At 40.2% G+C, this 12,260-nt stretch carries 13 protein-coding genes and 1 pseudogene; 6 read left to right on the top strand and 8 right to left on the bottom strand.

Going from position 1 to position 12,260, the window contains the following annotated elements; genetic code table 11:
• Positions 1-3: 3 nt before the first annotated feature.
• Positions 4-318: a phytanoyl-CoA dioxygenase family protein gene (locus RS130_RS19920; RefSeq protein WP_316027370.1), complete on the top strand. Its 315-nt coding sequence runs from the start codon at positions 4-6 to the stop codon at positions 316-318.
• A gap of 134 nt (positions 319-452) precedes the next feature.
• On the opposite strand, the gene RS130_RS19915 is transcribed toward RS130_RS19920, so the two are convergent.
• The 8 genes and pseudogenes from RS130_RS19915 to RS130_RS19880 form a co-directional block, all read right to left on the bottom strand.
• Positions 453-1,412, bottom strand: a complete 960-nt coding sequence (locus RS130_RS19915; protein ID WP_316027369.1) for a GGDEF domain-containing protein — start codon at positions 1,410-1,412, stop codon at positions 453-455.
• Positions 1,388-2,344: a tetratricopeptide repeat protein gene (locus tag RS130_RS19910; RefSeq protein ID WP_316027368.1), complete on the bottom strand. Its 957-nt coding sequence runs from the start codon at positions 2,342-2,344 to the stop codon at positions 1,388-1,390. The genes RS130_RS19915 and RS130_RS19910 overlap by 25 nt, the downstream gene beginning before the upstream one ends.
• Before the next feature lie 346 nt (positions 2,345-2,690).
• Positions 2,691-2,957, bottom strand: coding sequence for an amphi-Trp domain-containing protein (locus tag RS130_RS19905; RefSeq protein WP_316027367.1), 267 nt, complete (start codon positions 2,955-2,957; stop codon positions 2,691-2,693).
• Positions 2,958-3,077: 120 nt separating this feature from the next.
• Positions 3,078-4,286, bottom strand: a complete 1,209-nt coding sequence (locus tag RS130_RS19900; protein ID WP_316027366.1) for a metallophosphoesterase — start codon at positions 4,284-4,286, stop codon at positions 3,078-3,080.
• Positions 4,287-4,366: 80 nt separating this feature from the next.
• The gene (locus tag RS130_RS19895) at positions 4,367-5,089 is read right to left on the bottom strand and encodes a histidine phosphatase family protein (RefSeq protein WP_316027365.1); all 723 of its coding nucleotides are present in this window, start codon (positions 5,087-5,089) and stop codon (positions 4,367-4,369) included.
• Positions 5,082-6,176, bottom strand: a complete 1,095-nt coding sequence (locus RS130_RS19890) for an HprK-related kinase B (RefSeq protein WP_316027364.1) — start codon at positions 6,174-6,176, stop codon at positions 5,082-5,084. Before RS130_RS19890 ends, RS130_RS19895 begins: the two co-directional genes overlap by 8 nt.
• Positions 6,176-7,030: pseudogene (locus tag RS130_RS19885) on the bottom strand (GAK system ATP-grasp enzyme); the annotation flags it as partial. The pseudogene RS130_RS19885 and the gene RS130_RS19890, both read right to left, overlap by 1 nt.
• A gap of 43 nt (positions 7,031-7,073) precedes the next feature.
• Positions 7,074-8,711, bottom strand: coding sequence for a phosphotransferase (locus tag RS130_RS19880; protein WP_316027363.1), 1,638 nt, complete (start codon positions 8,709-8,711; stop codon positions 7,074-7,076).
• A 198-nt stretch (positions 8,712-8,909) separates the two neighbouring features.
• Here RS130_RS19880 and RS130_RS19875 point away from each other — a divergent pair, with 198 nt between their 5' ends.
• From RS130_RS19875 to RS130_RS19855, 5 genes are all read left to right on the top strand, one after another.
• Entirely contained in the window at positions 8,910-9,167 is a 258-nt protein-coding gene (locus tag RS130_RS19875; RefSeq protein ID WP_316027362.1) for a hypothetical protein, read from the top strand.
• The gene (locus RS130_RS19870; RefSeq protein WP_316027361.1) at positions 9,134-9,757 is read left to right on the top strand and encodes a 2-phospho-L-lactate transferase CofD family protein; all 624 of its coding nucleotides are present in this window, start codon (positions 9,134-9,136) and stop codon (positions 9,755-9,757) included. Before RS130_RS19875 ends, RS130_RS19870 begins: the two co-directional genes overlap by 34 nt.
• A 1-nt stretch (position 9,758) precedes the next feature.
• The gene (locus RS130_RS19865) at positions 9,759-10,106 is read left to right on the top strand and encodes a CofD/YvcK family protein (RefSeq protein ID WP_316027360.1); all 348 of its coding nucleotides are present in this window, start codon (positions 9,759-9,761) and stop codon (positions 10,104-10,106) included.
• Between the two features lie 151 nt (positions 10,107-10,257).
• Positions 10,258-11,193 carry a porin gene (locus tag RS130_RS19860; protein ID WP_316027359.1) on the top strand — a complete coding sequence of 312 codons (936 nt, stop codon included), beginning with the start codon at positions 10,258-10,260 and terminating at the stop codon, positions 11,191-11,193.
• Positions 11,194-11,270: 77 nt separating this feature from the next.
• Complete coding sequence (locus RS130_RS19855) at positions 11,271-12,179, top strand: hydrogen peroxide-inducible genes activator (protein ID WP_316027358.1); 909 nt, start codon at positions 11,271-11,273, stop codon at positions 12,177-12,179.
• The last annotated feature ends 81 nt before the right edge of the window (positions 12,180-12,260 follow it).

The raw sequence follows: 12,260 nt of genomic DNA, 5'->3' as shown, positions 1-12,260 counted from the left end.
GGCTTGTTAAAACGACTCGAACTAGGCGGAGAGATGAATGCTATTTTCGAGCAACTTACAGCCGAACAACAATCACAAATCAACCCAGTGCCTATGGAGTTAAAAAAGGGTTACGCTTGTTTTCACCATCCGCTAATGCTGCACGGTTCTTTTGCAAACAAGTCGTCACGTAGCCGCCGAGCTCTAGTGTTAAATGTCTTTGCAGACGGCACTCAAAGTGACACCAATGACATCATGTTACGAGGGACTGATATAACCGTAGAAAAAGGCAGTAAAATGCAAGGTAAATTTTTTCCGCTTCTATATGACAACCAGTAATTTATGAGTGACGAAATGGCCCATTCCGTGAATGTAAGCTGTGGATATTACGACCACTCTGGCTTTGAACGAATACATTGATGGTCGCTTTATCGTGTGAGTTTTTGTGTTTTAACGGCAACCCCACAGTTATTTCAAAATGAGATTTGATCCTTACCTAATCTTTTTGCTGTATAAAGGTTTTTATCGGCCCGATTGATTAAGCTAAATAAGCTTATATCTATACTTTTATCAAATGTAGCTGCTCCCATTGAAAAGGTGACAGGCTCATAAACCTCCTGCTTCTGTTGGATTAATCGATTAAACTCATCTCGAAGTCGGTCGAAAATAAGGTGTATTTCTTCTGGCGTTGTATCCACAAACACAAATAACCATTCTTCTCCACCATAACGACCAAATTTGTCATCTTTTCTCAGGGTTCTTTTACTCGCCGTTGCAAATGCAATCAGTACATGGTCGCCTACATCATGGCCATACTTATCATTTAGTAATTTGAAGTTATCGATATCGATTATGCCAACCGTTAAGCTTTGCTGGGTCTGATTAGTTTCAGAGAAATACAGTTTAGCCTGTTTGAGTATGGAACGGCGATTGGGCGAATCGGTTAAGTAATCCTTCAGTGCTATTGATTTAAAATGGTTGCGGTTTCTTATTTGCACAGCCAGCATAACTACGACCGCTATTAGCAATAAGCTACTAATGCCGGCGATTAACCACCATAATTCTTGCTGTGAATTTTGCTGCTCTATTCGTAGGTTCTTGAGTTTATTTTCCGTCAATAGAGTCTGATTTTCTTTTTCTTTGATTTCACTATCGAATTGAATGCGGTATTTTTCTACTGCTTTTTCTTTGTCCTTTAAGTTCAGTTCTTGGGCAAATTCGAAATTTTGCTTTAAAATATCGAATCCTAGTTGGTACTCTTTTTTAGCATAGGCAATGTCGGCGTAAACGTTAGATAGCTCTACTTCATAATAAGGAACATTCATCTTGTCTAAAATGTCCTGACTTTCAGCTGCTTTTTGTTTAGCTAAATCAATTTGTTCTAACGCTAAGTAGGCTTTAGCCTGTCCTAGCAGTGCTTCAAATAGAGGCACAGTGGTGCCACTTTCAGCAAAGATAGGCTCAATCTCACTGAATAAATTGATTGCACTTTGCCATTTTTTTCTTCTATATCTATATCCGCTAAAGCTTTCTTCGCCCAACTTACGCCAATATCATCGTTAATATGTATACTTGCTTGCATCGCCAGTCCCAAGTATTCTCGTGCCTTTTTGGCGTTGCCAATGATTATATAAGTGTTACCAATATTATAGAGGTTAATTGATTGCGAAAATTTGTCGTTACGGGTGCGGGAAATTGTCAGCGCTTTTTCTAGATATTCGATGGCTATGTCATTGTTCTTCAGGTCGCCATTTACATTAGCTAAGGTGTTATAAACATAACCTAGACCAGATAAATCATTGGCTGTCTCGTAGGCGGTATAGGCATTTCTTAATGCTTTTAGGGCTCCAATATTATCGGAGTTATTGTATAGGCTATTGCCAACTGCAAGATAAACTTGCCCAGCTAGTTTATGTGATTCAATTTTATCAGCTTTTGCTAACAAACTTTCATGCAGCTTTTTTATATCAAGCAATAAGCCTTTTGCATCATTGATACGAAGTTGGGCAACATCTAAGCGTATGGATATTTCAGGGTCTAATACTTGATTGGCAGTCGAAGTTAGTTGGCTAAATATCGCTTCTGCTTCATTAACATGTTCAATATCAAGAAGTAATTCAATTTTTAACATGGATGCGTATAAGTAAGCTTGTTGCCAATCATTTTCGCGACATGTGTTGATTATTGAGGAGAGTGTTACGACTTGCTGTTGTGGTGATTCAGATACGCTGTCCTGTAATAACTCAATTTTTTGCAAGGATTGACTTTCACTGACTAGGTTGTTTTCTTGCGCAGATACCTTTACTTGAAAAAGTAACATTGTTGAGAATAATAAAATAAACACTAACCTTGTTATGGGTTGCATATGTGATCGCCTGACAGTCCTTTAATATCCAAGTAAAAAACAACCGCTAAATGAAGCAATAAACTTCCCACATTTAACAGTTAAATAAATATGCAGGCTGCCTATTTTCTCAATGGACAAAGTAAAACTGCTATTTATTTCTACCACAGTAAACCGTTATTAACCAAAGCATAACGGTAACCTACTGATTTAGATTTAATTTAACAGTATTTTTAGGGAAATACATTTAAAATCCCCCTTATTTTTTGGGTTATAAATGTTCTCGTCGGATATTTTGGCTGGTATTTTTGAATCAGGGCTGGTTAATACTCTATTCTGCGCCCTATGTTTTTCACTTTCCTTACGCTCATTCTACTTTTAAGTTTTTTTCTTCTAGTACCCGCTCCTTCGGTTGCCAACTTATTCTTAGGTCCAAGCGATGACGACTTTCATCTTCAGATGCTGTCACTTTCAGTTGTAATAAACCTTCTGGGTGTATTTCAAAGCTGTCATTGTCGTCGCTAAATACCAACTTTCCTTTACCAATACCTTTGGTAATTGCTTTCAATATGTCTTGAATACTCTTGTTGTCTTGCAATGATTCGTGACGAAAGGTGTTTTTACTCTGTAACATGAATTTTCCTAGATTAAATATAATGGCCTGGATCGAATACTTTGGCGTAAGGATAGTCATTACTGACCCCAATAATTCGCCGATTGGGATGAATGATGGTGGCGCCCATTCCGATGCCGCTTAAGCCTTCTTTTTTCGAGAGTTACGATCTAATGTAATATCTGCTTCAATATGCATGATGCCATGCTGGTTGACAATGCGTTGACCTTGTTTGCGATTCTTATGGCCGTGCACGACTACGTGCAAACCTTGTTGCTTAAAGGTTTTTACGCCGTTTTCGGTCAATGGTAAATCAACGGGACGATATTTAGTTCGCAGTGAATTGGCTAATGTGCCGTAATAAAAGGTAAATAAATCTTGCTTGATTAGTTGCTTAAATTGTTGATTGATATCTTTTATTCCCACATTTTTTATTTCTTCACAGATGGTATCGTCCACGCCTGCATGCAGAAATAAAAATGCGCCTTTTCGATAAATTAACTTCATTGAATCAAAAAACCATGCATAGTGACCTTCTGGCTCTAAGAATAAGTCCTGGCATTTGAGTGCCGTGGCATAAACGTCTCGTAACGTTAATCCTGCTTTCAAGCAGTTTTTTTCAAACGAAGCGACTTTGTTTTGCATACGTTCTAATTCTCGCTCTATCGATCCTGCCGATAGTTGAGTGGCTGCTAACGGGAATTTTTGAAACCAATCAGCTTTGGGAAATAAACGAGCTCTGCATTCGTCAATATCTGGGATCGAGTTAAGTAAAGGCGTGTGCTGAACATAAGTCTGATAAACTTCTTTTAGCAAAGGTACAACTTTATTGCCCATGCGTACAAATAAATGGTCAGTTAGTACATTGCGTTTTGAGCGCAAAGATTGCAGGCCCATCAATAATCGCATGTCATGATTGCCTGCCAGCAATTTGACTTTTACCTGACTTTGCCTAAGGTGTTGCACGGCATCAAGTAATGCTAAGTTACTTGGCCCCTTGTCTAAACAGTCTCCACCTATGATAAAAGTCGCATGTTTAGCAGATGGTTTTACCATAAAATCGGTGGCTCCATCTCCTGTTTTAACAACTGTACCAGTGGTCACCAGAGATCCGATAAAAGCCTCAGCATCGGCATGTGCATCAGAAATAAAATACAGTGGCTTACTTGGCCACTTCCAGCTTTGGTGTTGACTCAAGTCAACTTTATTTTCAATGGTTTTGGTGCGTAGCAAGTTGCCAGAGTGCTTGACATCTAACTGCCAATACTCTGCCAGTACTGGCAGAGAAAGAGTGGCAGGGTTAACGCCATCGAAATGAGGGACATAGTGAGACAGACCAGTATTTGGCATAGTAAACGTCAAAAGAAAAAATATTGACGATATTTATATTACATCTTGATTACAGTTAAATGAAACTCAAAATAAATTTCTTAATCTATCGGTATGTCTGTTGCCTGACGAATCTTCCAGCTACCATCGATGTGAGAAAACTGACCGTCTTCTACTTTAAACATGATGGGTCTAGCGTGATACATGCTCAAAGCTGCGATCTTATCGAAAGGTAATAATCCTAAATGATGGGCTCCATGCCGAAACGCCGCCCCGTGGCCAAAAAATAATTTTACGGTTTTGCTAGTTGTGGTGGCGGCAGAAGCGTTAGCCCAGTCTGTTAGGTGTTGTTTGACTCTTTGCCCTGCCTGTAGCAAAGATTCAGCGCCTTGTAAGGGTAAACAGTAATGGCTATCTGATTTCCAGTTTTCCGGTGGGGCAGGGAAACGTGGATCGGCGGCTAGAATGGCGTTTATTTGCTCGATAGATAAGTTGGCAGCACTGCCTACACTGCGTTCGGCTAATGCATCATAGCCGCTAAGTGTTGGTGTAGATGTAAAATACTGCTGCAATTCATCGATGAAAATGGTCGCGGTTTGCCAGGCGCGTAATAGGTTGGAGCTGTCAACTTGCGGTGCTAACATGCACTCGTGTTTATCGAGTAAGCTAGCCAATTCCTTGGCCCCTGCTAGCGCTTGTTGTTTTCCTTGACTATTTAAAGGGAATGGCTGAAGCGCACTAGGTGTATGAGCTAGTTGCTGATAATTACCATGGCGTATAATCGCGCAATGTAAAATAGACAATGTGTTTGTACCTTTATTCAACTGGTAGCAAATTGCTGTCGCAATAATCGACCAAAGCCGCAAAATCTACCTGACCACTGGCTTCATAAATTGGCACATTATGCAATGCTTGCAAGTATGCCTCTTCGTTTAATTCTGTTGAGTCTTGATAAAAACTACCATCGTTATATTGATAAAATGGCCCAGAAGATTTCATTACCGCAGCTAATAGGTCGCGCCTTTGAGTCAAATCAATTTGGCTGATTTGCATGCGATCGGTATTGTCCCTGTGCCAGTTTAATACAATAAAGGCTTTTAACGGAGTGGTATGGCAAATGCGATTTGGGCCATAGGCTTGTTCGACAAAGACATCGTACTTTTCTTCTAAGTCCCATAACTCGGCAAGTGGCATGGACTGCAGCTCGGCAATTTTCTGTTCACTAAACATGCTTTTAAGGCGCGGGTTATTGACCACTGTGCCTGGATTCACCCTAGGTAATTTGGGGATACCTTTGGCGATAGTTTGTTGCCCTTGGCTTTTTACTAATAAGCGATCATTGCTGGTAAAACGTGCGCCGCTTAATTCCATTAAATGCAGCATTAAGGTCGACTTACCGCCGCCCGAAAACCCAGCCATAGCAATCCCTTGGCCATTTCGTTCTAGCGCGGCTGCATGGCAATTTTGCCAACCTTGTTGCTGTAACCAATTTAAATATTGGCTATTGATAAAGTTAATCACTTGATTGTCATTTTTAATACAAGGACCCGACGCCAGTTTTACTGTTTCACTTTGCATAAAACACATACCGGTTTTCACTTTGTGAACAATTCTAGCCTCTGCTAAATCATAATAACTATCTTTTCGGCCTGTTTTTCCGGCTTCTCTTTGCCAATCTTTAAAAGGCAGAGCTAAGTCTACTGCAGGCTTTTCGATGGCTAAAATGGTCAAATCGGCTTGTCCTTGCGTACAGACAACGTGGCCAAAGTATTCAGTGAGTTTCGTTAACAACTTATCTGAGTTGCTTTTGACTTGAATCACGCAATTATCTATTTCTAGTAAAAGTGTATTGTTGACTAGTTGTTCTTGTGCACCGAGCTTTTTTGCTAGGTCTGCAAATTCCAAATTCATTATGTATTGCCTTTTTGCATGGAGAGTTGTTCTACAATGTGTGTTGCATATAGTTCGGCTGCATCCACGCCTGCGCCTTCTAATGCTCCTTGAAATCCGCCAAAAGCAGAGACTTCAAAAACGATAGGGCCATTGTCGGTTAATGCTACGTCTACTGTGGTAAAGTCCATATTAAATGGTGCTTGTGCTCGCGTTGCCAATTCTATTATCTCGGCTGACGGCGTATACGCTTGGTACTTTCCGCCGCTGTGGATGGTGGTGTTCCATGTGCCGTTTTGTGACACTCGGGCGTATGTACCTAGGTATTTGCCCGCAAGAAATATCATGCCTAAATCTTTACCATTCAAATCAAGTTTTCGTTGTATATACATCATGGGGTTATCTTGATTGAAAGCTTGTATTTGACTTCGAATGCTTGCCTCGTCTTGGTTGGCCTTTATAACGCACATGCCTCGAGCTTTAGTTGAAAACAAAGGTTTAAACACTGCACTGCCAAACTCTCGTACTGCTGCTAGGGCTTCATTTTCTGATTCTGTCACTATGGTGTCGGGCATTGGAATGTGTGCATTGCGCAGCGTGACGGTACAGCTCAACCGATCGACTAAACGTAACATCGGCTCTGCACCGCTAAATACTCTAACCCCTTGCGCCTCGGCGATGCGCAGTAGCTCTAATCTGTCTATGGTGTTAGGGCTATATTCGGCACTAATTTTTTTTACTGCTATGCCGTCCAGTTGGGTCAAATTAACCCCTTTGGATTCAAGTGTTTGAGTGGTAAGGTTTAACTTTACATCGGCCATATCAACGACTAAGCGAAAACCTGTTTTGGCCTCGAGTCTATCGGCTAGCACTTCGGTAGACCATTTTCATGGGATCCCAACAACCGCAATTTTTAAGTTACTCAACGAATAGCTCCTTTAGGGGAATTTTAAATTTGCTGTGTTTTTCTGGTGGTAAAGACAACACAAGTTGTAATAAATATTGGGCTCGCAAATACATTCTGTTTGCCAGCGACTTGTCTAAAATAAAACGTGTAGATGTGGCAAAAGAGCGCGCTAATCCAAGTGCAAGCCGCAAATCAAAGAGACTGTCATTTTCTCGTACAGCGTAGCGTCTTGCCATTTTGTAAAAGGTTTGGGCGACAGCCATAATTTTTTGTCTGGTATGTTTGTCGAGAATTTGTAAGCGATAATTCGATACCATAAATACCGATACATCTTGTACGTAATCCATATGGCTTGAGCGGTGCAAGTCTATGAAGTTTATTTTCTTTTCTAATGGGTCATAGATAATATTATCCAGGTTAAAGTCACCATGAATATACACAGAAAATGGACAACTCACAGTAGACTCTAGTGTTTTAGCCTGTGCCATCAACAATTCAAAAGAGGGGAGGGCAAACTCACCTATCACTGCATTTTGGCGCTGAAACTCTGGGTGTATCTTGTAAACGTCTGGCATTCTTTTTTCAAGTTGTGCAATAAAATTGGCACAAACGGGTTTATTGGTACGTGTCGCTTGCCACACTGATTTTAACGTGTTGCTAAGTTGTTGTTGAGCTTCTTGTAATAGCTCTGGACTTTCTGTTAACAAAATCTGTTCGAAGGTGTAACCCGATAAGTGCTCAATCAACAACGCCGCGGATTCTCCGCGTTTTTTGTAAGAGAGTATTTTGGGTGCAAGTCCAGGATAGATGTCGTGCCAACTTTGAACACCTTGTTTTTCTTCTTTTACCTTGCGTTTCTGTCCATCTTTAAAGATCGCAACGAACCCATTTTCCTCCTTATGAGAAGAAGTGATACCCGATATAGAACTTCCAGAGCGGGTTTCAGCAATGGGTTCAATATTAAATTCACCATCCTCACTGGGCAGTTCACTTATTAGTGATTGTAGTGAGAAAAAACGTTCAAAATTAATAGGTTGCCCTAAGTTGGCGGAAATAATTGACTCGCTAATCTGTCGCAATGATTCGCCCATTTGTTTAAATTCATGGGTCAAAAACAAACCCTGAATAAACACTTCGGTATGGTTTTTTTGTTTGAGTTGTTCGGTGTAGTATTTTTTTAGTTTTTGTCGACTTTGTTGTATTTGCTCTTCTACTTGGCCAATAGTGATGGCCAATTGACTGTTATTACTGGTCAGGGTTTTATGTATTTTGCGTATTTCGTGGCGTAATGTTTCCAACATGGCAATGTAACTAGCCGGCTTTAGCAGGGCCAATTCGCTGATGTAATCTAGGTGCTTCACACTGTTACAACATAACTCAGTAATGCGTTCTAAATCGGTGGCTATAAATTCGGCCATGCGTAAATTTAATCGCGCACTATTATTTTTTTTGCCTTTTGATAATGCTTGCACACTACTAGAGTGGATCCTGGCTTTTAAATTTGTGGTGTAACCGAGTCGATCTAAAATTCTGCGCGCGGCTGCTGATGTAGGTTGGTCAAAAAACTGCTGTAATCGAGCGAGTTGTGAATCCACTTCAACGGTTAAAAAGTTTAAATTGTCGTAAACACTTTTCGGTAGGCTTTTCATACAATCAGGTTATTTGTATTAATTTGACATGCTAGTGTCATTTGTAGGGAGTATAGTATGCTCGAAATTGCGAAAACTACAACGTTGATTTATATTAATTTTTTATGAAAATTAGCCAATTTAGTGGTGGGAATTTGTAAAAATGACAATATACTTTTGCTCCGCCTGAACGTCGTTATTTAGTAAAATACGAGTTATATGAAAAAAATTAGAATTACACGTACGCTTACCATTCCTAATCCTACTAAGATTATGCGTTTTCAACGGCATCCTGAGCTGGGACCTAAATTGTTGTTTTTTTCTGGCGGCTCTGCATTAACGAATTTTTGTGAAACCTTAAAAGGTTATACCCATAATTCTATCCATATTGTCACGCCATTTGATTCAGGGGAAGTTCAGCAAAATTACGGCAAAACTTCCAGATGCCGGCTATTGGCGATTTGCGTAGTCGTTTAATGGCTTTAGCTGATGATACTTTACTTGGTCACCCTGAAATTAAATCCCTATTCAAAATGCGTCTTCCCACCGACGAAACGCAGCAACAACTAAAAGTGCGATTAGAAAACCTAGCAATGGCCAAAGATCGATCGATGTTGGATATTGCTCACCCAATGCGTAAGTTAATTTGTAATAAATTGGTTTTGTTTTTACAGCACATGCCCGAAACGTTTGATTTGAAAGGGGCAAATATTGGTAATTTAACGTTAGCTGGTGGTTACATTAATAATCATCACAAGTTAGATCCTATTATTTTTTTGTTTTCAAAATTAGTGAATGTGCAGGGGGTTGTGCGAGCCGTTGTAAATGAAAATTTGCATCTAGGAGCTACCCTACAAAATGGTAAAACCATACTAGGGCAACACAACATAACCGGCAAAGAAGTGGCGCCCATTAAGTCACCTATACGCTCTTTGTTTTTAAATAAAGGGCTAGAGAAAATAGAGCCGGCCAATTGTCAGGTTAGAAAAACCACGCGAGGCTTGATAGGTGACGCTGATTTAATTTGTTATCCACCTGAGCAGTTTTTACACAAGTCTAATCGCTAATTTGTTACCAACTGGTGTAGCGCAAGCCATCGCAAAGAGTGATGTGCCTAAAGTTTATGTGCCAAATTTAGGCCAAGATCCAGAGCAATTCGGCACCGACTTAGCTGAATGTATTCGCGTCTTAATTAAGACATTAAAGAGTGATTTTGACAGCGACATAGCACCTCATAAAGTACTCAATGTAATATTAATTGACAGTCAAAATGGTCACTATAGTGGTGAATTGCCAAAAGTTGAATTGAAAAAGTGGGGGATCCAATTGATTGACATTCCATTGGTAACACAGCAAAGCGCTCCTTTTTACGACAATCATTTATTGGCCAATGCGCTATTAACCTTGAGTGACTAACTCGCTCCAGAGTATTGTGTTAAAGGCGCTAGCTAATGGGTTACATAGCTAGAAAACAATAAGTATATAAATATATCTAAAAAGTCTTAATATATAATAAATTGATCATAAACGTTAAATATTGCTGAAACTTGGCGTACAATTACTATGTATGTCAATCAACTGGATTAAATTCACAATGCATTTTGCGCCTAGATTGCTGCTTTTGAGCTTATTGGGCTATTCTGTTTTTGGCGTTGCACAACCGTACGTTATTTATGGCAAAGCGAGCCTGTCTGCGCAACTTGCCGATGAAGGCGATGGTCACTCGACAGAATTCAAAAGTAACACGTCTCGTTTAGGGGTAAGTGGTGAATTCGACATGAGCCCTGACGCTCAGTTAGTCTATCGAGTTGAATGGGGGATCGATTTAGCTGACTTAACAAGCAGTAAAACCATCCAATCTCGAGATCAATACATAGGTGTAACAGGCAATTTGGGTACGTTGCTTGTAGGTCGAAAAAATAACGGTTTAAAAAACGTGACCTCGCCTGTTGATGTTATGAATGGGTACGAAGGAGATCTGAAAGGTCTTTGGCAAGGTGATGAACGATATAGTGATTCAGTTAATTACATCAGCCCTGTGTTTAATACCGGCTTTGCTGCTGAGTTCAATTATGTTCGCGTGAACAAAGCCAAAGGTGACGATAGTTTTATTTCGACAATTTATTATGGGGATCGCACTCTAAACAAGTCAACTTGGTATGCGGCAGTAGGCTACGCGTCAAAGGCCAACGGTTTTGATGTACAACGTCTATTGGCAAAAGCAAAAATGGGCAGTTGGATATTTGGGGCGGTAGCCCATAGGGAAAAGAATAATCAGCTAGGTGATCCGGACTCAGGTATCTTGCTCAATTCACAATATTCAATTGGTAAATGGCAACTTAGCGGCCAATATCAAACGTTATCAGGTGATAATAGTGTGAGCCTGATGGTCGACTATAAGTTAGCCAAATCAAGTAAAATATACGCATGGCTCACCGACCGAAGAGCACAGCAAGATGCACAGCAGTCTTGGCTAGCGATTGGAGTTGAACACAAGTTCTAGCGTTGAATAAATCATAATTAATCAATTTAAATGATGTAAACTAGTGGTATTAATCGCTTAAACTGATTCTATTTAGCATGAAATTACCTAATCTAAAACACTTACATTACTTAGTGGTATTGCATCAAGAGTTACATTTTGTGAAGGCTGCTCAACGATGCAATGTCAGTCAATCTACCCTCAGTAGCGCTATTCAGAACTTAGAAGAGCAATTTGGTTCGCAACTCTTAGAACGTGAGCACAAAACTTTCGTGTTTACTTCATTCGGTTTGGAATTGGTAGAGCGTAGTAAAGTCCTACTGACTCAAGCTCATGAGCTGGTTAATTTTGCTCACAGTGCAGGGGATTGGCAGGCTGGCCAACTTAAATTGGGGGTCATTCCTACCATAGCGCCATTTTTGTTTGAAGGGATTATCAAGCAAGTGACAGTTAACTTACCAGAAATAAATCTGCAGTTACAAGAAGATACAACCGCTAACTTACTGACTCAACTGAATGAAGGGAGCTTGGACTTATTAGTGCTAGCGTTACCCATGGAAACGCCTGATTGCAAACAATTAGCCTTGGGCCACGACCCATTTCATTTAGTCGCTCACAAAGATCTCGCTGAGTCACTGATGAGCCCATTAGATATGTCATCATTACCCAAACAAAGCGTATTTTTGTTACACCAAGAACATTGTATGACTGGCCACGCAGTGAGTGCTTGTGGATTGAAACAGACCGAGCAGGTTAGCTCGTTAGCTGCCAGTAGTTTGTATACTTTGATTCAGTTAGCCAATAGTAAGCGGGGTTTTACGTTTATGCCTGAAATGGCGATAAACCATGATATTTTGCATTCAACAGCGTTAATTTCTATGCCAGCAGATGCAGGAGGTTTTCGAGAAATAGGCTTGGTTTGGCGCAGTGGCACAACTAGAGTGAGGTTGTTCCGGCATTTAGCTAAATTACTTACGCCTTTAATGCCCATTCCTACGTTTAAGTAAATCTGTATAAAGCTAGAGGACGACTGTGCTCTGGTGGTTTCTGGCATTTTAAGTCAGCTTCGAGCTGACTTTTTTGTTGCA

It is taken from the genome of Paraglaciecola aquimarina, from assembly GCF_032464635.1.
Classification (GTDB): domain Bacteria; phylum Pseudomonadota; class Gammaproteobacteria; order Enterobacterales; family Alteromonadaceae; genus Paraglaciecola; species Paraglaciecola aquimarina.
Note: the sequence above shows the minus strand (reverse complement) of the source record. Positions and strands in the feature narration are given on the sequence as shown.